General features: G+C 63.0%; 19 protein-coding genes and 1 pseudogene. 13 read left to right on the top strand and 7 right to left on the bottom strand.

Features of this window, described 5'->3' with window-relative positions; translation table 11 throughout:
* The first annotated feature begins 128 nt into the window (after window positions 1-128).
* Both norR and DFS21_RS00845 read left to right on the top strand, forming a co-directional pair.
* Window positions 129-1679, top strand: a complete 1551-nt coding sequence (norR, locus tag DFS21_RS00850) for a nitric oxide reductase transcriptional regulator NorR (protein ID WP_102682489.1) — start codon at window positions 129-131, stop codon at window positions 1677-1679.
* A 110-nt stretch (window positions 1680-1789) separates the two neighbouring features.
* Entirely contained in the window at window positions 1790-2689 is a 900-nt protein-coding gene (locus DFS21_RS00845) for a chemotaxis protein (RefSeq protein WP_102682490.1), read from the top strand.
* Window positions 2690-3047: 358 nt separating this feature from the next.
* Here DFS21_RS00845 and DFS21_RS00840 read toward each other — a convergent pair whose 3' ends face one another.
* The gene (locus tag DFS21_RS00840) at window positions 3048-4799 is read right to left on the bottom strand and encodes an anti-phage dCTP deaminase (RefSeq protein ID WP_111531699.1); all 1752 of its coding nucleotides are present in this window, start codon (window positions 4797-4799) and stop codon (window positions 3048-3050) included.
* A gap of 180 nt (window positions 4800-4979) precedes the next feature.
* Between DFS21_RS00840 and DFS21_RS00835 the strand changes: the two genes are divergently transcribed.
* Together DFS21_RS00835 and DFS21_RS00830 are read left to right on the top strand one after the other, a co-directional pair.
* Window positions 4980-5291: a hypothetical protein gene (locus tag DFS21_RS00835; RefSeq protein WP_110700563.1), complete on the top strand. Its 312-nt coding sequence runs from the start codon at window positions 4980-4982 to the stop codon at window positions 5289-5291.
* Window positions 5288-6022 carry a YkgJ family cysteine cluster protein gene (locus DFS21_RS00830; RefSeq protein WP_111531698.1) on the top strand — a complete coding sequence of 245 codons (735 nt, stop codon included), beginning with the start codon at window positions 5288-5290 and terminating at the stop codon, window positions 6020-6022. The genes DFS21_RS00835 and DFS21_RS00830 overlap by 4 nt, the downstream gene beginning before the upstream one ends.
* A gap of 78 nt (window positions 6023-6100) precedes the next feature.
* Here DFS21_RS00830 and DFS21_RS00825 read toward each other — a convergent pair whose 3' ends face one another.
* Together DFS21_RS00825 and DFS21_RS27165 are read right to left on the bottom strand one after the other, a co-directional pair.
* Window positions 6101-7207 (bottom strand): methyl-accepting chemotaxis protein, encoded by a 1107-nt coding sequence (locus DFS21_RS00825; RefSeq protein WP_371926759.1) that lies wholly within the window; start codon window positions 7205-7207, stop codon window positions 6101-6103.
* A gap of 195 nt (window positions 7208-7402) precedes the next feature.
* Window positions 7403-7672 (bottom strand): annotated as a pseudogene (locus DFS21_RS27165) (PAS domain-containing protein); the annotation flags it as partial.
* A 233-nt stretch (window positions 7673-7905) separates the two neighbouring features.
* On the opposite strand from DFS21_RS27165, the gene DFS21_RS00820 reads away from it, so the two are divergent.
* The 6 genes from DFS21_RS00820 (at window position 7906) to DFS21_RS00795 (ending at window position 16264) form a co-directional block, all read left to right on the top strand.
* Window positions 7906-9069 carry an efflux RND transporter periplasmic adaptor subunit gene (locus tag DFS21_RS00820; protein ID WP_102682495.1) on the top strand — a complete coding sequence of 388 codons (1164 nt, stop codon included), beginning with the start codon at window positions 7906-7908 and terminating at the stop codon, window positions 9067-9069.
* Window positions 9066-12155 carry a multidrug efflux RND transporter permease subunit gene (locus tag DFS21_RS00815; RefSeq protein ID WP_111531696.1) on the top strand — a complete coding sequence of 1030 codons (3090 nt, stop codon included), beginning with the start codon at window positions 9066-9068 and terminating at the stop codon, window positions 12153-12155. The genes DFS21_RS00820 and DFS21_RS00815 overlap by 4 nt, the downstream gene beginning before the upstream one ends.
* 9 nt (window positions 12156-12164) lie before the next feature.
* Window positions 12165-12836, top strand: a complete 672-nt coding sequence (locus DFS21_RS00810; protein WP_110700573.1) for a heavy metal response regulator transcription factor — start codon at window positions 12165-12167, stop codon at window positions 12834-12836.
* 141 nt (window positions 12837-12977) lie between these two features.
* A complete protein-coding gene (locus DFS21_RS00805) occupies window positions 12978-14393 on the top strand; it encodes a heavy metal sensor histidine kinase (RefSeq protein ID WP_111531695.1) in 1416 nt (471 codons plus the stop codon).
* 130 nt (window positions 14394-14523) lie between these two features.
* Window positions 14524-14748, top strand: a complete 225-nt coding sequence (locus DFS21_RS00800; RefSeq protein WP_023631633.1) for a hypothetical protein — start codon at window positions 14524-14526, stop codon at window positions 14746-14748.
* 205 nt (window positions 14749-14953) lie between these two features.
* The gene (locus DFS21_RS00795; RefSeq protein WP_110700577.1) at window positions 14954-16264 is read left to right on the top strand and encodes an OprD family porin; all 1311 of its coding nucleotides are present in this window, start codon (window positions 14954-14956) and stop codon (window positions 16262-16264) included.
* Between the two features lie 82 nt (window positions 16265-16346).
* Here the strand turns inward: DFS21_RS00795 and DFS21_RS00790 are convergent, their stop codons facing one another.
* From DFS21_RS00790 to DFS21_RS00780, 3 genes are all read right to left on the bottom strand, one after another.
* A complete protein-coding gene (locus DFS21_RS00790) occupies window positions 16347-16598 on the bottom strand; it encodes a DUF3077 domain-containing protein (protein WP_110700579.1) in 252 nt (83 codons plus the stop codon).
* A complete protein-coding gene (locus tag DFS21_RS00785; RefSeq protein WP_110700581.1) occupies window positions 16595-16834 on the bottom strand; it encodes a hypothetical protein in 240 nt (79 codons plus the stop codon). Before DFS21_RS00785 ends, DFS21_RS00790 begins: the two co-directional genes overlap by 4 nt.
* A gap of 363 nt (window positions 16835-17197) precedes the next feature.
* Window positions 17198-18154: an RHS repeat-associated core domain-containing protein gene (locus DFS21_RS00780; RefSeq protein ID WP_256591208.1), complete on the bottom strand. Its 957-nt coding sequence runs from the start codon at window positions 18152-18154 to the stop codon at window positions 17198-17200.
* Between the two features lie 178 nt (window positions 18155-18332).
* On the opposite strand from DFS21_RS00780, the gene DFS21_RS00775 reads away from it, so the two are divergent.
* On the top strand, window positions 18333-19829 hold the full coding sequence (locus DFS21_RS00775; RefSeq protein WP_110700680.1) for a diguanylate cyclase: 1497 nt from the start codon (window positions 18333-18335) through the stop codon (window positions 19827-19829).
* Between the two features lie 31 nt (window positions 19830-19860).
* Here DFS21_RS00775 and DFS21_RS00770 read toward each other — a convergent pair whose 3' ends face one another.
* Complete coding sequence (locus DFS21_RS00770; protein ID WP_094010256.1) at window positions 19861-20337, bottom strand: PA2169 family four-helix-bundle protein; 477 nt, start codon at window positions 20335-20337, stop codon at window positions 19861-19863.
* Window positions 20338-20540: 203 nt separating this feature from the next.
* On the opposite strand from DFS21_RS00770, the gene DFS21_RS00765 reads away from it, so the two are divergent.
* Together DFS21_RS00765 and lepB are read left to right on the top strand one after the other, a co-directional pair.
* Complete coding sequence (locus DFS21_RS00765) at window positions 20541-20765, top strand: DUF3820 family protein (protein WP_110700583.1); 225 nt, start codon at window positions 20541-20543, stop codon at window positions 20763-20765.
* Between the two features lie 66 nt (window positions 20766-20831).
* Window positions 20832-21608: a signal peptidase I gene (lepB, locus tag DFS21_RS00760; RefSeq protein ID WP_110700585.1), complete on the top strand. Its 777-nt coding sequence runs from the start codon at window positions 20832-20834 to the stop codon at window positions 21606-21608.
* Window positions 21609-21610: the final 2 nt, after the last annotated feature.

Below are 21610 nucleotides of genomic sequence, written 5' to 3'. Positions count from 1 at the left end.
CGAATGGTTGCGTAGACCATTTCAGCAATCGTGCCAACTTTGATCGTCAGTAAAACCGGGGGTTTTCATTGATCGATGTCAAAAGGACACACTCAGGCGTATAGTCATTCCGACCAACAGGAGTCCATATGACTGCAAAGCCCCTGCTCACTGCCCTCCTCCCTCTGGTAAGCGACTTGTCCCGCGACCTCCCCGACCAGGAACGCTACCGCCGGCTGCTGCAGGCCATGCGCGATCTGCTGCCATGCGATGCCGCGGCGCTGCTGCGCCTGGACGGCGAATGGCTGGTACCGCTAGCGGTGGATGGCTTGTCGGCGGACACCCTGGGCCGACGCTTCCGGGTCAGCGAGCACCCGCGCTTCCAGGCCCTGCTCAGCCGCCCCGAGCCCACCCGTTTCCCTAGCGACAGCCCGCTGCCCGACCCTTACGACGGCCTGGTCGACGCCGCCCATGTGGATCTCGAGGTGCACGACTGCATGGGCTGCCCGCTGATGGTCGACGAACGCCCGTGGGGCCTGCTGACCCTCGACGCGCTCACCGCCGGCCAGTTCCAGAGCCTCGAACTCGACGCCCTGCAGGCCTTCGCCAGCCTGGCCGCCGCCACGGTAACCGTGGCCGAGCGCATCGAGCACCTGGCCCTGCGCGCCGAAGATGAACACCAGCGCGCCGAGGTGTATCGCCAGGCCAGCGGCCAGGACCGCGAACTGATCGGCCAGAGCAAGGCACACAAGCGCCTGGTCGAGGAGATCCGCCTGGTCGGCGGTAGCGACCTGACCGTGCTGATCACCGGCGAGACCGGCGTCGGCAAGGAACTGGTGGCCCAGGCCCTGCACCATGCCAGCCAGCGTGCCGGCAAGCCGATGGTCAGCCTCAACTGCGCCGCGCTGCCCGACACCTTGGTGGAGAGTGAACTGTTCGGCCATGTGCGCGGCGCCTTTACCGGCGCCCATGGTGAACGCCGCGGCAAGTTCGAGCTGGCCAACGGCGGCACATTGTTCCTCGACGAGGTCGGCGAGCTGCCGCTGGCGGTGCAGGCCAAGTTGCTGCGGGTGTTGCAGAGCGGGCAGTTGCAACGCCTGGGTTCGGACCGCGACCATCAGGTCGATGTACGCCTGATCGCCGCGACCAACCGCGACCTGGCCGAAGAGGTGCGCAATGGCAACTTCCGCGCCGACTTCTACCACCGGTTGAGCGTCTACCCGCTGCAAGTTCCGCCCCTGCGCGAGCGAGGCCGCGACGTGCTGTTGCTGGCGGGCTTTTTCCTCGAACAGAACCGCGCGCGCCTGGGGCTGGGGAGCCTGCGGCTGTCCACCGACGCCCAGGCCGCCCTGCTGGCGTACGGCTGGCCGGGCAACGTGCGCGAACTGGAACACCTGATCGGTCGCTCGGCGCTCAAGGCATTGGGGCAGCACGGACGGCGGCCGAAGATCCTCACCCTGGAAGCGGCGGACCTCGACCTGCGCAACGTGGCGCCGAGCATACTGGCAGAAACCGAGGCACCGTCGGCTGACGCGCCGCTGCCCGAGGGGGGGCTGCGCGAGGCGGTGGATGATTATCAGCGGCAGATCGTCGAAGCATGTCTGGATCGTCACCAGGACAACTGGGCAGCCGCAGCCCGGGAGCTGGGGCTGGATCGGGCCAACCTGAGCCGGTTGGCCAAGCGCTTGGGGCTGCGCTGATGGGGCTGCGAAGCAGCCCCATACAGAGCGAATAGCAAACTAAGCTAAAGCCTGGCGCCAGAAAGCCGATAACCCGGCATCCTCCCCCTCATTCATAGCGAAGGTTGTCCATGGCCACGCAAAAAGCCCGCGCGGACTCGCTGTCCCTGCTGCTGTTCACCCTGCGCAGCGGCAAACTGATGGCAATCAACCTGCTCAAGGTCAGCGAGATCATCCCCTGCCCGCCGCTGACCAAACTGCCGGAGTCCCACCCGCACGTCAAAGGCGTCGCCACCCTGCGTGGCAACTCGCTGTCGGTGATCGACCTGTCCCGCGCCATCGGCGAAATGCCCCTGGCCGACCCCGACGGCGGCTGCCTGATCGTCACCGAGATCAGCCGCTCGCGCCAGGGCCTGCACGTGCAAGCGGTGAGCCGCATCGTCCATTGCCTGAGCACCGACATCAAGCCGCCACCCTACGGCTCGGGCAACCGCTCGTTCATTACCGGCGTCACCCGGGTCGACAACACCCTGGTGCAGGTGCTGGATATCGAGAAGGTCATCCACGGCATCGCCCCGCCGCCCCACGAACCGCACCCGGGGGAAGTCAGCGAAGAAGATGCAAGCCTGCTGGCCGCCGCCAACATCCTGGTGGTGGACGACAGCCAGGTCGCGTTGCAGCAGTCGGTGCACACCCTGCGCAACCTTGGCATCGAGTGCCACACCGCGCGCAGCGCCAAGGATGCGATCAATGTGCTGCTGGAGCTGCAAGGCACCGACAGAGAGATCAACATCATCGTCTCGGACATCGAGATGTCCGAGATGGACGGCTTCGCCTTCACCCGCACCTTGCGTGAAACCCCGGACTTCCAGCACCTGTACATCCTGCTGCACACCTCGCTGGACAGCGCGATGAGCGGTGACAAGGCCAAGCTGGCCGGGGCCAATGCCATTCTCACCAAGTTCTCCTCGCCGGAGCTGACCAACTGCCTGGTAACGGCGGCGCGGGCGGTGGTGTTCGAGGAGCGCTGAAAGCCAGAAAGTGAAGAGCCATGCGAGTGTCCTGTCTCGGAAATACGTTCTCTTTTGGCGAGTGGCTTGTGTGTTCGGGCAAGGCGCCGCGACGAGTCATAGCAGGGCTATGGCGAGGAGTGGCAACGCAGGCCGGGCGCCCAAGACGCCGCCAAAAGTGAACAGCTTATTTCCGAGACAGGACACTCGTGCACGGCTCTTGAAGATTCAGCGGCTATTCGTCGACTGAGGGCGGGTCTGCGAAGCTTCCCTGAAAACGACTGGCTCTCGGTTCGGTGCCTTTACAGCCTCTCGCTTCCAGGCCGGCCATTGCTGGACCTTTTCGCGGCACTCATCGAGGTAGCGAAGAAATTCCTCTTTACTTCCGCTCATCGGAATCACCTAATAAGTACGTTGACAAAGTGTGCCCGGCCATATATTCGCGATCGATGTATGAGCAAGGCTGCATCTGGGTTCGCAATTTAGCATTTGCTTCACTCCAGTCAACCGCTTGCCCATCCTCGGTCTTACGTATGACAGCGTAGCCACTACCCAGATTCACGGAAAACAGATCAAAGAAACTTCTTGGCCCAACACCTATGAAGGCATCAAAAAACACCCCTTTACGCGAACGCTCCAGAGAAATCGAGTCCGAATGAAATTTCTGCGCCTTACTCTTTGGATAGGGCTCGACATACACCACACGATCAACACCAGCGGCGATGATGTGCTTTGCGCAGTTATGGCAAGGGTAGGTGGTGCAATACAACGTGCTATCGACCGCACTTACCCCCATCCGGGAAGATGACAACAGCGCTTCCATTTCCGCATGGACAACCCGGCCATACTCGGTTATATCTTTTATTCCACTATTTTTTATCAAGGGCGCCACTTCATCCCGACAGTGCTCGGGGAGTGAACGGATGATGTTTTCTATTATTTCCTTTTTTTGCATGGCATTTGAATCCTCGCCTCGCTTGTAGTCCCTTCCATCCTCCTCATCCACAATTTCATGTGCATCGTTCCTGGTCGGCCAGTACAGGCCGCCGCCTGCCTTGGGTACATCGTTAGCCCCTGTTGCGATGATACAGTCGTGCTTGGTCAATACAGCACCGACCTGCCGTGACAGGTCGGCCGACCTCAGTGAAGCAGAGAAGGCCATGAACATCGCATACTCATCGAAAGTGGGGGTGACATACGGCTTGCCGAACAACAAATCCAGAATGCGCCAGATCTGATTCTTCAGGGCATCTAAATTTCCATCATAGCTGACAAAGAAGTCAGACAAATGGTAAGTGTCTCGAGTGTGCTGCCCGTGTGGTTCTTTTTCGTTTTCATCCCGTGAGATCAGATCCGCCGCCTGCTCCTTGGTCAACCGTAGGTCGTCGAGAAGATAACGGCTTCTACGCTCATGGTCCGCATGCACGCCGATCAAGAAAAACCCCCCGGCATAAATCTTCCGTAATCGCTGCACCTCAAACGGCGTTTTCAATGAATTTATCAGATAGGCATTTCTGCCCGGCTCCGCCTTGCTTTCCTGGTATCTCAATTGGCTGATGGCGACAGCAGCGCCTAATGCCAATATCGAATTATCCCCCGACACCTCCCTTAATCGATTACCCTCACGCATGTACATGTCAATACGCTCAACGCGATTCTCGGTCTGCGGAACATCGCCGATCTTTGTAATGACATCAGTGGATATACGTATGCAATGGGCGGTATAGCGAAACGCCTTGAGCCGATCTTCGACAATTTGGCAGACCACTTTTAGGTCCGTTCCCAGTGCCCCGACGAATCCCAGAACCAACTCGGAATCCGCATAGGAATCATCCAGGAATGACATATTCATGAATTCAGGAGCGTGTGCAAGATTCTCCATGATAGGCCTGGCATCGGGCATGGCTTCACCGTCCTGTGACAGCATGCCTCTTACCAACTGCTCAAGCTCCAGGGAAGACTCCGGCTGCCCCTGGAAACCCAATTCACCCGTGCCCGGATACCATGACATCACGCCACCACTATGGGTGCGAAACTCATACTGGTTAGGGTTAAGTTCCTTCCATGTTCCAACCTGCGCCAACAGTTCCAGGCGCTCCTTCAGTTGCGCGAATGATCCCTCGAAACGCATTCCATGACCTCACAGTTGCCCTTTGGCTTTCGAATCCATACAGGTATAGCCACGAATCATCCTCTTTCCAGCGCGGGTAATGGTTGCTAATAAAGTTTCTGCTTTCAGCTAAATACGTAAGAAAAATCGCAATTTGCGTTGCGTTCATGGGAAGGCATAATTCCCTCTCTTGTTGAGGTCATGCCCATGCTACGTTCGATACTGCTTAGCCTTTCGCTGCTTACCGTTTACGCCCAAGCCTCTACGCCCCATGCCTGGAGCGACCAACGCCAGCACATGCTCAAGGCCTGTCTGGGCGCCAGCCAGCTCAAGGATGCCCACGCCCTGGGCAAACCCGCCGAGTTCGACGACCAGGTCGGTTACAGCGCGCTGCTGCTCGAGGGCACCTACCCCCAGAAGCACATGCAGAATCGCACCGGTACGGAGCTGTGCCTCTATGACCGCCAACGCCAGCAAGCCTTCACCACGGAATGGGAAGCCGGCAAGCGATGAGCGACAGTATTCGCTTCGCCTGCACCGGCTGCGGCAAATGCTGCACGGGCCATCATGTGCCGCTGACGCTTGCCGAGGCCCGGCAGTGGGCGATCTCTGGTGGTCAGGTGGTGGTGCTGATCGAAGGTTTTCTCGCCGATGGCCCTGGCATGCCGACGGACCAGCGCGAGCATGTGCTGCGCCGTTCGCACCCGGTGCCATGCGGTGACGCGCAGTTGCAGGTCTCGGTGACCTTCGCCGCGTTCAATCCAGGGCGCTGCCGCAACCTTGATGACAACGACCTGTGCGGTATCTATGAAGGCCGCCCGCTGGTCTGTCGTATCTACCCGGCGGAGATCAACCCGCACCTGCCGCTGCGCCCGGAAAACAAGGACTGCCCGCCCGAAGCCTGGACGCAAGGGCCGGAACTGATTCACGGCAACCTGCCAGTGGATGAGGCACTGCGTGCCCTGATCGAGGCCTCACGCCAGGCCGATCGCGACGATATCGCGGCCAAGGTGGCGATCTGTCAGGCGCTGGGGATGACCACCAGCGCTCTGAAGGGCAATGGATTTACTGCCTGGCTGCCGGACATGGCGGCGTTTGCCTCGGTGCTGGAGCAGGCGCCGCGGGCGGTCGATGGACCGTGGGCTGTGCATGTGCAGGACGAGGCGCTTGCGGCCGGTCTGCAGGAACATCGGCTACAGGTGACGGGCGAAGCGCCGGCCTACTATGCGTTCATCGGTTTCTAGATAGATCCAATCGCGGGGCAAGCCCACGCCAAGTACCAAGGTGCCCCGCGATAAGGCCGGCACAGACAACTCAGTCAGTCACTGACAACGCCGCCAGAACTCATCCGCCAGTCGCCGCAGGTCCTTGGCCAGGTCCGCCACGTCACTGGCACTGCTGTGGCTGCGCTGTCCGACGCTGACCGTCGCCTCACTGGCCTGGCGGATGCTGTTGATGTTGCGGTTGATGTTCTCGCTGACCTGGCTCTGCTGCTCCACCGCCGCAGCGATCTGCAGGCTCATCTCGTTGATCTGGTTGACCCGCACGCTGATGCTGTCCAGCGCGTCGCTGGCCAGTTGCGCCTGCTCGACGCTGTGCCCGGCATGCGCGCTGCTCTGCTGCATCACCTGCACCGCCGCGCGAGCCCCATCCTGCAGGGCGCCGATCATGCGCTGGATATCGTGGGTCGACTGCGCGGTGCGCTGGGCCAGGCCACGCACCTCGTCTGCGACCACCGCGAACCCCCGCCCCTGGTCACCCGCCCGCGCCGCCTCGATGGCGGCGTTGAGCGCCAGCAGGTTAGTCTGCTCGGCAATGCCACGGATCACATCAAGCACCCCGGAAATCTCGCTGCTGTGGTTTTCCAGTTGCTGGATTACCTCGCTGGCCTCCACCAGCGAGCCCGCCAGGTCCTGGATCGCGCAGCGGTTGCGGTCGACCAGCTGATGCCCGGACTGGGTCTCGTCTTCCGCCTGGTCGGCCGCCATCGCCGCCATCTGCGCGCTGCTGGCTACCTGGGCGACGCTGGCGCTCATCTGCTGGATCGCCGTGGCCACCTGGTCGGCCTCGTTCTGCTGCTCCAGGCTGTTGGCGTGGCTGCTGTGCAGTGCCTCGGCCAGGGAGCCCGAATGCCCGGCCAGGCGCGACGAGGTGTCGCCGATACGGCCGACCACCGCGCCCAGCTGCGCCTTGAGCATGCGCATGGCGAACTCGATCTGCCCCAGGCCGTCGCGCCGGCCGGTATACAGCCGTTGGCTGAGTGGGTTGTCGGCAATCGCCTGGGCCTGTCGGCGCAGCCGCTCGTACGGGCGTAACAGCAACCGGATCGCCAGGCTGCTCAAGCCGACCGCCGCCGCCACCTCCAACACGGATTCCAGCAACGGTGCCCCCAGCCACCACTGCCGGGCGCCCAGCACCAGCGCCAGCACGGCGCCGACCGCCAGCGACAAGCGGGTGCCCAACCCGATCACCGGCAGGCGCTCGCGCCAGCCACGCCGGCCCTCGCGCAAGCGCGCATAGGCACGCTCGGCCGCCGCCACCTGCTCAGTGCCAGGCTTGGTCCGCACCGATTGGTACTCCAGCACCTGCCCGCCGCTGCTGATCGGCGAGACAAACGCGCTCACCCAGTAGTGATCGCCATTCTTGCAGCGGTTCTTCACCAGCCCCATCCACGAGCGCCCGGCCTTGAGCGACTGCCACATCTGGGCGAAGGCCTGGGGCGGCATGTCGGGGTGGCGGACGATGTGGTGGGGATTGCCCAGCAGCTCCTCGCGCAGAAAACCGCTGACCTGCAGGAAATCGTCGTTGGCATAGGTGATGCGGCTGTCCAGGTCGGTGGTGGACAGGATGTTGGCGTCGCCGGGGTAATCCACTTCGCGACCGGTAACAGGCATATTGCACTTCATCGGAGGCACTCGTTGTTGTACGGGAGATCGGCAGGGCGTACGACTCTAGGGGCAAACGCCGACGTAACATTGATCCATGGCAGGATATTGGCACTTGGCCATCAACCCACCGAAACTGACAGCCGTGACAGCCTGGCGTCACGCTGCCGACCCGGTCGGCGCGCTATAACCCTGTAACCAGCCAATCCATCCCCCTGCCCTCCGGCCAAGGTGCCCACCCGATGCGACGTCCGTCCCGCCTCCTCGTACTCGCCGCCCTGGCCCTGGTCCTGCTGGTCGCCATCGGCGCCTGGCTGGGGTCGCGCCGCGAAGCGCCGGCCAACCGCGCCGCCAGCACGATACCGGTGCGAGTGATCGCCGTGGCCCAGCAGGACGTGCCGCGCTACCTCAGCGCCATCGGCTCGGTGCTGTCGCTGCACAGCGTCGAGGTGCGCCCGCAGGTCGAGGGCGTGCTGACACAGGTGCTGGTCAAGGAAGGCCAGTGGGTCAAGCAGGGCGACCTGCTGGCCACCCTCGATGACCGGGCGATCCGTGCCAACCTCGACCAGGCCCGTGCCCAGCTCGGCCAGACCCAGGCGCAGTTGCAGGTGGGCAAGGTCAACCTCAAGCGCTACCAGTTGCTGAGCAGCGACGACGGCGTGTCCAAGCAGACCCTCGACCAGCAGCAGGCGCTGGTGAACCAGTTGCAGGCGACGATCAAGGGCAACCAGGCGGCCATCGACAATGCCGCGGTGCAGCTCAGCTACACGCAGATCCGCTCGCCGGTGAGCGGTCGCGTCGGCATTCGCAACGTCGACCCTGGCAACCTGGTCCGCACCAGCGACACCCAGAGCCTGTTCAACGTCACCCAGATCGACCCGATCGCCGTGGAATTCGCCCTGCCCCAACAGCAGCTCCCAGTCCTGCAGGGCCTGTTGAACTCAACCACGCCCGCCGAAGTGGAGACCTACCTGGACGCCGACGGCGAACGCAGCCTGCTCGCCAAGGGGCACTTGATGCTGATCGACAACCAGGTCTCGGCCACCACCGGCACGGTGCGGGTCAAGGCCGAGTTCGCCAACCAGGACGGACGTCTGTGGCCGGGCCAGCTGGTCACCGTGCGCCTGCGCACAGCGGTGGACGAGGACGCCCTGGTGGTGCCGCCACCGGTGGTACAGCGCAGCATCGACGGCCACTTCGTCTACCGTCTGGACGGCGACAAGGTCAGCGCCGTACCGGTCAAGGTGGTGTACCAGGACAGCACGCTGAATGTCATTGCCGGGGTCAAGGCCGGCGATCGCCTGGTGCTGGACGGTCAGTCGCGACTCAAGCCCGGCAGCACCGTGGAGGTCACCCCCGACACCCCTGCCCCCGCGGAAATGGCCGAAAGCAGGAGCCAGCCATGAACACCCGCAACGGGGTCTCGGCCTGGTGCATCGACCACCCCATCGCCACCTTGCTGCTGACCTTCGCCCTGGTCCTGCTCGGTGCCATCGCCTTCCCGCGCCTGCCGGTGGCGCCGCTGCCCGAGGCCGACTTCCCGACCATCCAGGTCACCGCCCAGTTGCCCGGCGCCAGCCCCGAGACCATGGCCTCGTCGGTCGCGACGCCCCTGGAGGTGCAGTTCAGCGCCATCCCCGGCATGACCCAGATGACCAGCAGCAGCGCCCTGGGCTCGACCAACCTGATCCTGCAATTCACCCTGGACAAGAACATCGACACCGCCGCCCAGGAGGTCCAGGCGGCGATCAACACCGCCACCGCGCGCCTGCCCCAGGACCTGCCCAGCCCGCCCACCTGGCGCAAGGTCAACCCCGCCGACAGCCCGGTGCTGATCCTCACCGTCAGCTCGGCGCAGATGCCCGGCAACCAACTGAGCGACTACGCCGAGACCCTGCTGGCCCGCCAGCTCAGCCAGATCGACGGCGTCGGCCTGATCAACATCACCGGGCAACTGCGCCCGGCCATCCGCGTGCAGGCCCAGCCCGAGAAGCTCGCCGCCATCGGCCTGACCCTGGCCGACATCCGCCAGGCCATCCAGCAGACCAGCCTCAACCTGGCCAAGGGCGCGCTGTACGGCGAGCACAGCGTGTCGACCCTCGCCGCCAACGACCAGCTGTTCCACCCCGAGGACTACGCGAAGCTGATCGTCAGCTACCGCAACGGCGCCCCGGTGCACCTGGCCGACGTCGCCAAGGTGATCGACGGCGCCGAGAACGCCTACGTCAGGGCCTGGTCCGGCGAACAGCGGGGGTTGAACCTGGTGATCTTCCGCCAACCCGGGGCGAACATCGTCGACACCGTGGACCGGGTGATGGCTGCCCTGCCCCGCTTGCAGGAAATGCTGCCGGCAGCGGTCGAAGTGTCGGTGCTGCAGGACCGCACGCAGACCATTCGCGCCTCGCTGCACGAGGTCGAACTGACCCTGCTGATCGCCGTGGCCCTGGTGATCGGGGTGATGGCGCTGTTCCTGCGCCAGTGGTCGGCGACTTTCATCGTTTCCAGCGTGCTCGGTGTGTCGCTGATCGCCAGCTGCGCATTGATGTACCTGTTCGGCTTCAGCCTCAACAACCTCACCCTGGTGGCCATCGTCATCGCCGTGGGTTTCGTGGTGGACGATGCCATCGTCGTGGTGGAGAACATCCACCGCCACCTGGAGGCCGGCGACGACAGCCGCACGGCCGCGCTCAAGGGCGCCGGCGAGATCGGCTTCACCGTGGTATCGATCAGCTTCTCGCTGATCGCCGCGTTCATTCCGCTGCTGTTCATGGGCGGCGTGGTCGGCCGGCTGTTCAAGGAATTCGCCCTGACCGCCACCGCGACCATCCTGATTTCGGTGGTGGTCTCGCTGACCCTGGCACCGACCCTCGCCGCGCTGTGCATGCGCCGCCCCGAGGCACAGCATGACGGTTTCGGCCAGCGCCTGGTGCGCTGGTACGAAAAGGGCCTGGACCGAGCCCTGGCGCACCAGCGCGTCACCCTCGGTGTGTTCGGCCTGACCCTGGCATTGGCGGTGGTCGGTTATGTGGCCATCCCCAAAGGCTTCTTCCCGTTGCAGGACACCGGTTTCATCCTCGGCACCAGCGAGGCGGCGGCCGATGTGTCCTACCCCGCGATGATCGAGAAGCACAAGGCCCTGGCCAAGATCATCGAGGCCGACCCGGCGGTGCGCGCCTTCTCCCATTCGGTCGGTGTCACCGGCAGCAACCAGACCATCGCCAACGGGCGCTTCTGGATCTCCCTCAAGCCCCGTGGCGAACGCGATGTGTCGGCCAGCGAATGGATCGACCGCATGCGCGCGAAACTGGCGCAGGTTCCCGGCATCGTCCTGTACCTGCGTGCAGGGCAAGACATCAACCTCAGTTCCGGGCCGTCGCGCACCCAGTACCAGTACGTGCTCAAGAGCAATGACGGCGTCGCGCTGAACCTGTGGACCCAGCGCCTGACCGAACGCCTGCGCGAGAATACGGCGTTCCGTGACCTGTCCAACGACCTGCAGTTGGGCGCCAGCGTCACCCGCATCGATATCGACCGCCAAGCCGCCGCGCGCTTCGGCCTGACCACCACCGACGTCGACCAGGCGCTGTACGATGCCTTCGGCCAGCGGCAGATCAGCGAGTTCCAGACCGAGACCAACCAGTACAAGGTGATCCTCGAACTGGACGCCCGCCAGCGCGGCAAGGCCGAGAGCCTCAACTATTTCTACCTGCGCTCGCCGCTGTCCGGCGAAATGGTGCCGTTGTCGGCCCTGGCCCATGTCGCGCCACCCAGCACCGGCCCTTTGTCGATCAGCCACGACGGCTTGTTCCCGGCGGCCAACCTGTCGTTCAACCTGGCCCCCGGGGTGGCCCTGGGCGATGCGGTGCAGATCCTCGAACGCACCCAGCGCGAACTGGGCATGCCCGACGCCATCGCCGGCAACTTCCAGGGCGCCGCCCAGGCCTTCCAGAGTTCACTGTCGAGCCAGCCCTACCTGATCCTCGCCGCGCTGGTGGCGGTGTACATCATCCTTGGCGTGCTCTACGAGAGCTTCGTGCACCCGCTGACCATCATCTCCACCCTGCCCTCGGCGGGCCTGGGCGCGCTGATCCTGCTCTGGGCGATGGGCCAGGACTTCACCATCATGGGGCTGATCGGCGTGGTGCTGCTGATCGGCATCGTCAAGAAGAACGGCATCCTGCTCATCGACTTCGCCCTCGAAGCCCAGCGCAACCACGGCATGACGCCGGAGCAGGCGATCCACCAGGCGTGCCTGGTGCGCTTCCGCCCGATCATCATGACCACCCTGGCCGCGCTGCTCGGCGCACTGCCGCTGATGTTCGGCTTCGGCGCCGGCGCCGAGTTGCGTCAGCCACTGGGCATCGCCGTGGTCGGCGGCCTGCTGGTGAGCCAGGCCCTGACGCTGTTCACCACCCCGGTCATATACTTGGCCCTGGAGCGCCTGTTCCACCGCCGCCGGGCCACCGTCGCCCCCGCGCCGACCGCCAGTTGAGACAAGACCATGCGTGTGCTGATCATCGAAGACGAAGAAAAAACCGCCGACTACCTGCATCGCGGCCTCACCGAGCAGGGCTTTACCGTCGACCTGGCACGCGACGGCATCGACGGCCTGCACCTGGCCCTCGAAGGTGACTACGCGGTGATCGTGCTCGACGTGATGCTGCCTGGCCTCGATGGTTACGGGGTGCTGCGTGCGTTGCGGGCGCGCAAGCAGACGCCGGTGATCATGCTCACCGCCCGCGAGCGGGTCGAGGACCGCATCCACGGCCTGCGCGAAGGCGCCGACGACTACCTGGGCAAGCCGTTCTCGTTCCTCGAGTTGGTGGCCAGGTTGCAGGCCCTGACCCGACGCAGCGCGGTTCATGAACCGTTGCAGATCCAGGTCGCCGACCTGTGGATCGACCTGATGGCGCGCAAGGCCAGCCGCGCCGGCCAGCGCCTGGACCTGACCGCCAAGGAGTTTTCGCTGCTCAGCGTGCTGGCCCGGCGCCAGGGCGAGATCCTGTCCAAGACCGCGATCGCCGAACTGGTCTGGGACATCAATTTCGACAGTGACGCCAATGTCGTCGAGGTAGCGATCAAGCGCCTGCGCGCCAAGCTCGACGGGCCGTTCGACAACAAGCTGCTGCATACCATTCGAGGCATGGGCTATGTCCTGGAACATCGTGGGTAGCCTCAGGGGCGCTGCGCGCATTTCGTTGATAGCGTGGGAGCGGGCTTGTCCCGCGATGCAGGCGGCGCCGTGGATGGCACCGGCTTGGCCGGTGTTCGCGGGGCAAGCCCGCTCCCACGCTATCCCCAAGGGCACATGGGCATGAAGCGCTTGCACACAAAACCGAGCAACTCCATCGCCCTGCGCCTGTCGGCGCTGTTCGCCATGGTCGCCCTGGCCGTGTTCGTGCTGATCGGCAGCGCGCTGTACCGCCAGGTCGACCATAGCCTCGACCTGCTGCCAGCGGCCGAACTGGACGCACGCTTCAGCGTGCTCGAATCCACCCTCAACCGCTTCGGCACCTCCGAGCACTGGGCCAAGATCAACAACAAGCTCAACCTGCTGAGCGAAGAAGACCGGCGCATCCGCTTCTGGGTGGTGAGCGGCGACCCGGCCTTCGAGTACGGCCATCCCAGCGAACAGGTGCGCGGCTTCGCCAAGGGCCCTGTAGGCATGCGCGAGCTGCGCCTGTCCGACAGCCCCTACCCCTACAAGGTGCTGGTCAGCGAGCTGCCCGCGCAGGGTGAGCGCCCGCCCCTGCGTTTTCTGATCGGCATCGACACTGAAACCTTCTGGCAGGCCCAGCACAGCCTGCTGGTGGCCATCGTTGGCCTGGCGGCTTTCGGCGTGCTGCTGGCCTCGCTGCTCGGTTACTGGGTCGCGCGTATTGGTCTGCGGCCCCTGCTCGCCCTCTCCGAAGAAGCCCAGACCCTGGCGCCGCCACGCCTGGACGGTCGCCTGCAGACCCGCGACCTGCCGCCCGAACTGGCGCGCTTCGCCGGCACCTTCAATGCCGCCCTCGACCGCGTCAGCCAGGCCTACTCGCAACTGGAAGCCTTCAACGCCGACGTCGCCCACGAACTGCGTTCGCCGCTGACCAACCTGATCGGCCAGACCCAGGTCGCCCTCACCCGCGGGCGCAGCGCCGAGCACTACTTCGAGGTGCTGCAATCGAACCTTGAAGAACTCGAGCGCCTGCGCAGCATCATCAACGACATGCTGTTCCTGGCCAGCGCCGACCAGGGCAGCAAGGCCACCGCCCTTACCCAGGCCTCACTGGCCGAGGAAGTGGCCACCACCCTCGACTACCTCGACTACATCCTCGAAGACGCCCACGTCAGCGTCACCGTCAGCGGCGATGCCCAGGCCTGCATCGAAAAGGCCCAGTTGCGCCGGGCGCTGATCAACCTGCTGAACAACGCCGTGCAGCACACCGCGCCGCACCAGGCGATCCAGGTACGCATCGAGGCGGATGACGAGCAAGTCAGCATCGCGGTGAGCAACCCGGGGCCGGCGATCGACGACGAACACCTGCCGATGCTGTTCGAGCGCTTCTATCGGGTGGATGCGGCCCGCGCCAACAGCGGCGGCGGCAACCACGGACTGGGCCTGGCCATCGTCAAGGCAATCGCCCTGATGCACGGCGGCAGTGTTTTCGTGCACAGCGAGGCCGGGGCCAATACCTTCGGTATCAACTTGCCAAGCGCTCAACTACGCGGGTTTGCGGTAAAAGTGTGAGTGTTTTTTTCGCGATCATTACTTTTTGCGCAACAGTGCTTATCTGAACAGCCTCTGTTTCCACGCTGTTTACAGGACTAACTTTAGCCCCGTCTCCATTAGCACTTGCCCCGCAAGAAGGTTGTTCCAAATGTCCAACAGTATGGGTATTGCCAGCGTTTTCGTCCTGTCTTCCCTGTTGTTGTCGCCCCTGGCCATGGCGGAAGAATCCCCGGCCTTCGTCGCCCGCAACGCCGAACTCGCCGCGGTTCACCAGGAGGCGCGTGACGCCTACGCCGCGCAGCAGTCCGCTGCGGCTAAAGACGCACAGCAGACCGCTTCCAAGGTATCTGTCGATACCGATGCCGATAGTTGACCGGCCACGCCAGCTGTTTCCAGTTTTCCCTGGGCTACACCATGGGCACTGCCTGTGACGATATGTTAGCCTTTCAAAGCCGCTGCCTTTCAGCGGCTTTTTTTATGCGTCGGAAATCTCAGCCTGGCTGTTACGTCTCTAATAAGAACTTGCAGACACGACAATAAAAAACTGCCCCATCGCTTGACCAAAGGAGTTTGTACCGGTGTCTTTCGCGTTTCGTTTCACCCCGTTGTTCGTTGCATTGGCCGCAACGATGCCCGTGGCCGCACAGGCCGATGAAGACAAGGCTGATGGCTTCATCGAGGGTTCCACGCTGAACCTGCATTTGCGTAATGCCTACTTCAATCGCAACGAGAAGAATGCCTCGATCAAGGACAAGCGCGAGTGGGGCCAGGGCGCCGTCGCACGCTTCGAGTCCGGCTACACGCCTGGCGTGATCGGCTTCGGCCTCGACGCCCACGCCATGGTCGGCCTGAAGCTCGACGGCGGTGATGGCCGCGCCGGCACCTCGATCCTGCCGAGCGCGCCAGAAGACAAGGCGCGCCACGCCTTCTCCACTGCCGGCGGCGCGATCAAGCTCAAGGGCTTCGACACCGAGTTCAAGGCCGGTGACCTGTTCCTCACCAACCCGGTGATCGCCGGTGGCGAAAGCCGCATGCTGCCGCAGACCTTCCGCGGCGTCGCGCTGACCAACAACAGCATCGACGGGCTGATGCTCGAAGGCGGCAAGGTCAGCTTCACCAAGCCGTACAACCAGAGCGGCCACCGCCGCATCAACACCTACTACAGCAACCAGACGCCCGAGCAGGACAGCCAGAACCTGAGCTGGGCCGGCGCGTCGTGGAGCGGCACCGAGGGCGTCACCGCCAACCTCTACGCCGCCGAGCTGAAGGACATCTGGAACCAGTACTACGCCGACTTCGACTACACCTACGCGGTCAACGACCTGGTCAGCCTGAACCCGGGCGTGCACTTCTATCACACCCAGGACACTGGCCAGTCGAAGCTGGGCAGCATCGACAACAACACCTGGAGCGTGCACTTCACCGTCGCCGCCGGGTACCACAGCGTCACCGCCGCCTACCAGCGGGTCAATGGCGACACGCCGTTCGACTACATCAACCTGGGCGACAGCATCTTCCTCGACAACTCGCGCATGTACTCGGACTTCAACGCGCCGAACGAGCGCTCGTGGAAGCTGCAGTACGACTATGACTTCGCCGGCCTCGGCATCCCAGGCCTGAGCACCTCGCTGTCGTACTCGCGCGGCAAGGCCGACCTGACCAAGGCCAGCCAGGACACCCAGTACTACGCCTTCTACAACGCCGACGGCGAAAATGCCCGGCACTGGGAGCGCGACTTCGACGTGAAGTATGTGTTCCAGGAAGGTCAGATGAAGGACCTGTCGGTGCTGCTGCGCTATGCCACGCACCGGGCCAACGCGGCGTACTCGAACATTCAGGACAACAACGAATTCCGCGTGATCGTGGATTACCCGCTGAACGTGTTCTGATCTGAAACCGATCGCGGGGCAAGCCCGCTCCCACGCCAGGTGGCTTATCAGGCGTGGGAGCGGGCTTGCCCCGCGATGGACTTCAACGGTTACGGTTCAACCCAATCTCCAGGTCATTGATCAGCGCCTTGGCCATGGCACTGAGCATCCGCGCCGCACTCCCTGCTTTCAGGTCCCCTTCCATTTCCGCCTCGGTGGTCAGGTGCAGGATGCAATCCTGCAATACCGACAGCTCATCGAATGCCCGGCTCAAGGGCACACCCGGCAGCACGCGATAACATTCCAGGAAAGTCTCGTCGCCAGCGGTGACGGCCGTTTCGGGCGTGTCGGTCATGACGGTTCCTCCAGCGACCTGGCGTGGGCCATCAGGCAACTCAGCAGTTGGCTGAGAATCGAGATGTTGTCTACCAGAATGTCCGGACGCTCATCGTCGGCGAACGCCAGGTAGACCTCGCAGTTCCGGGTCATCATGGCCATCAGCGCGGCGGCATGCTCCCAGACTTCGGCGAGGGGCAGATGATCAATGATGGAGATGTAGGGGATGGGTGGGTCAGGTACTAGCTTTTTCATTCAAAATCGCTCATGTCGATTGAAGAAATTCGCCACTTGAACCTTTCTCACGGGATTAGGTGGCAACCGTGTACGGGGTGAGAAACCGAGGACATGAAACCCGGCCAGACCAGAGGTCTGCCCGAACACGGCTGCCATTGAAATGGCCGAAAGACATATCGTCAGGTTCTCACACCCGGTCACCAAATTTGGCGACCCGACGACGTTAGCCCTGATGCATTTCCCGGCCTATCCAGACCCTTCCGGCAAGCGCGTAGGATAGGTCCCAAGCACAGCCCAACTGAAGCATTTGGTTTCAGATTCGGAAATGTCGTACGTCAAATCACACGACGAAGCACCTTGGCACCTACCATGCCAACGCAGCTAACTACCGGCTCGAATATTGTCCATGGCATCATCATAGGAAGGCAGATAATTATAATCTGGAGGCAGATCACTGGTTTCAGAAGAGGCCCGATAAGGCGGCTCTGCTGAGTCGCTTCCGCCAGCTGTACCCCAGCTGGGTAGCGGAAGCCCATTTTCAGCAGCATGTTGGAATCGTGCCGCTTCGAGTTTATCGAAGGTCTTATCTATCTTGATTCTATTGCTCTCATATCTTTGCCACGAATTCGAAGTGTCGATCGATGAGTGAGCCTCAGGATTTTTCTCGACTTGACCGCCAAACTTCTTGGCTTTTTTGATCCTGCTAGGCAACTTGTCAATATGGCGTCTGGCTTTCTCGCTCAGACCAGGGTAGTTCTGCCAATCGGAAAAGTCCTGAAGCGGATTTTCGAGCAGTGCCTCCGGCCGCAACGGTCGCAGCTGATTGCGAGTTGGTCTCAGACCTGAATCATCCCGCAAATTCACAGGGTCCCCAGAGCAGTAGGCATAGGCGTTTATCCCCCCTTCGCCAAACGGGCTCAAGCGGTCCGCCGAGATAAATCGCATAAGCCTTGGGTCATAGACACGACGCCCATTGCCCAATAGATAACAGCCGTGCCACTGCGTACGGAGGTATCCACTGAATCCCAATAGCGACAACGCGCCGTTACTCGCGACATCCGCACCATAGGGTGTATAGGCAATAGCATGGCGTCCCCCGCAAACGACTTGCTGAACCGAACGTTGCTGGTCGAGCGACAGCAAGCTGATAGCGTCAAGAACATTCTGGATTGGACTCATGAAAATGCGCCTATCAAGGGACTTCATATCACCCTGGCTGCACCAGACCAGTTTGACAACTGACAATAATGCCAGGTCATGACCCCACCGTTCCTCTCCATACGCGTCCAACGACGCCCCTCGGGCGATTCCTGCCTTCTGCGCGATAAGCAGTGACACGCACTCAAGACCTTGATCACGAGTAGAGGCCACCTTTCGCAATGGGCCCACTGAATCAATTCCGTCGGGCAAAACACCTTTGATCTTGTCCGACAATCGCGCCTTGCCTAAAATACCGCCGCCGCTTTCCGGCCCACTCCCCATGGATCCCGGGGCTTATGCAGTTGCGAGCATGACGTTGCCCACCCGATCACCACGATCCGCCCTGTACAAGTCACACCCCGAGCTGGTCCTCAACCTGGGCAGCTGCCTTGCCGTGCTCGCCATAGTGGCCATCGTCGGCTACCTGCTGGCCCGCGAGCGCGACAGCGTCGAGCAATCGGAAATGCGCTCGTCGAGCAATATCGTGCAACTGATCGAAAGCGACATCCTGCGTAACGTCGAGCTCTACGACCAGTCGCTCAAGGGCCTGATCTGGGCCGTGCAGCACCCCGAGCTGCTCAACGTGCCGACCAAGCTGCGCCAGCAGATCCTGTTCAACCAGGCCTTCTCCGCGCCGGTGCGCGGCGACATTCTCTGGCTCGACGCCAAGGGCGACGTGCTCGGCGACTCCACCAGCGCGGTGCCGCGCCAGGCCAACTTCGCCGACACCGTGGCCTTCCAGGCGCACCGCGACCGCCCGGGCCTGGGCCTGCTGATCAGCCCGCCGTTCAAGGCACGGCTGGGCAACCTGGACTGGTGCATCAGCTTCAGCCGGCGCATCTCCGGCGCCAACGGCGAGTTCCAGGGCCTGGCCGCCGGGGCCTTGCGTCTGTCCTATTTCAACGAACTGTTCCAGCGCCTGGACATCGGCGTGGACAGCAGCATCAACCTGCTCAATACCGATGGCCAGCTGCTGGCGCGCCAGCCGACCCGGCCGCAGGATCCACTGATCGGCACCAGCTTCAGCGAGCGCCCTAACTTCAAGCGCATCCTCAGCGAACGCAGCGGCAGCTTCACCGCCCGCTCGACGGCCTATGAGGGCCAGCGCCTCTACACCTTCGCCCGAGTCGCCGACCTGCCGTTGATCGTGCTGGTGGCCCACTCGGCCGATGAAGTGTTCCAGTCGTGGCGGCGTACCGCGATCGTGGTCAGCGTGGCCACCGGCGTGTTGTGCATTGGCATCCTCTGGCTGACCTTGCTGCTGGGCCGCGAGCTACGTCGGCGCCACGATGCCGAACTGGGCCTGGCCACCCTCGCCGCCACCGACAGCCTCACCGGCCTTGCCAACCGCCGCCGCCTGGACCAGGTGCTGCGCCAGGAATGGGCGCGTGCCCAGCGCAACCGCAAGCCGCTGGCAGTGCTGATGGTGGATGTTGACCACTTCAAGGCATTCAACCAGCGCCATGGCCATGCCGGTGGCGACCACGTGCTGCGCGAGGTGGCCACCACCATCGAGCTGTGCATCCGCCGCCCTGCGGACCTGGCGGCGCGTTACGGCGGAGAGGAGTTCCAGGTGGTGCTGCCGGAAACCGAGTTGGCCGGCGCCCGGTTGCTGGCCGAGCGGATTCGCGCCAGTGTCGAGGCGATGCCGCCATTCGGCGATGACGAGCGGTCGGTGACGGTCAGTGTGGGGATTGGCCTGCATATCCCCGGTACCCATCAGGACCTGGCGGCGCTGCTGGGCGATGCGGACGAGGCGTTGTATCGAGCCAAGGCCAATGGGCGGAATCGGGTGGAAGGACCCGAGGGGTGAGTCATGGGGCCGTTACACGGCCCCATGCTGATCAGGACCGAGCTCGGGCTGCGTTACGCAGAGCCTTCACCTGGTCATGATTGCGCTGCACGCCCTGCAGTTGTTTCTCTACCAAGGCATACGAAGTGTCATTGGCCGAGCGCCCCAGTTTGACCAGCTTCTCGCGGGCTTCCTTGTAGGCCTTCAGCGCATGGTCTTCACCACGCTCCACTTCATTGAGCACCGCTTCTTCATCCTTGCCGGTGACCATCGACTTGAGGTTGACCCAGCCACGGTGCAGGTCGCCGCTGATGCTGGTGCTGGTTTCCGGATCGCCGCCCAGGCGGCGCACTTCGCCTTGTAGCTCGGCTGCGGCGCTGGCGCACTCGCTGGCGCGTTGCACGAAGAACGCTTTCAGTTCAGGGTTCTTCACATCCTCGGCGGAGGTCTTGAAGCCTTTCTCACCATCCTTGCTGTACTCGATCAGGTCGTTGAGTACGTCGATCGTGTCTTTGTTGGGGTTACTCATGGCAACAACTCCTTGGCAGGTGATAGTCACCTTGATCGGAGCAGGCTTCGTGCCAGGCCCAGAAAATAAAAATAAATCATATAAATCAGTAACTTGAAGATTTCATAAACACACCGTTAAACGGCGTTCTGCATGATCGCCGCTTGGGTCGTCGTGCAGTTTGCAGTAAGGTCGCGCTTCAACCGCCACAGGCCACCTCCCCGATGAGACCCGAAACCCTGCAACTGCTGGTCACCCGCACCATGCCTTTTGGCAAGTACCAGGGGCGGATCATCGCCGACCTGCCCGGGGACTACCTGGCATGGTTTGCCCGTAAAGGTTTCCCACCCGGAGAGCTGGGCGGGTTGCTGGCGCTGATGCACGAGATCGACCACAACGGCCTGGGCGACCTGCTGGTGCCGCTGCGGGCAAAGATGCCGCGCCGCTGAACGATCAAGAGCCCACGCCACCTGCCGAGACAATTACATCGTTAACTCAAGGACGAACCACCGCTCATGCAAGCTCGCCAATCCGCCTCCTCGGCTTTCGTCATCTCGCTGCTCGTCGCCGGGTGGGGGCTTTTCTACCTGGGCCGGCTGCGCTGGGCATTGATACTGCTGGGCCTGATCCTCGCCGACTTTTTGCTGATCGGCCTGTTCGCCACGCCCAGGGCATTGATCGTCGGCCTGGGTGTCGCTCTGGCGCTGAAGTTCGGCTCGGCGTGCCTGGCCGCAGGCCTTGTGTGGCGCGGCCGCGCCGGGGCTGAACCCGCCGGCGCACGCCTGGTTGCCTACGCTGCGGCGGTGATAGGCGTGGCCGCCCTGCTGCTGGTGCTGCGCGGGCCACTGTTCGGTTACCAACTCAGCCAGATCCCTTCGGGTTCGATGGAGCCGACGCTACAGATCGGCGATCACATCATCAGCGACACGCGCTTGAGCGCAGCGCCCAAGGTGGGGGATATCGTGCTGTACCGCTATCGCAATGGCGAGGCATTCAAGCGTGTGGCGGGGGTTGCCGGCGACCGGCTGGAGATCGTCAATGGCGAAGTGATCGTCAATGGGCGCAACCTGGGGCTGTTCCATGCAGCGCCCGAGCATGTACGCCGTCCCGAGTCGCTGAGCCTGGCACCGACGGTGATTGAGACCGGGCACATCTACCTGCTGGGTGACCGCCGCGACAACAGCAACGACAGTCGCTATGACGGCCAGGTTGCGGTAGCGGACGTGACGGCAAAAATCACCGGGATCTGGTACTCGAAGAACCGCCAGCGTATCGGCACCACCTTCGAATAACC

It is taken from the genome of Pseudomonas sp. 2848 (genome assembly GCF_003253945.1).
Lineage (GTDB): Bacteria > Pseudomonadota > Gammaproteobacteria > Pseudomonadales > Pseudomonadaceae > Aquipseudomonas.
Note: the sequence above shows the minus strand (reverse complement) of the source record. Positions and strands in the feature narration are given on the sequence as shown.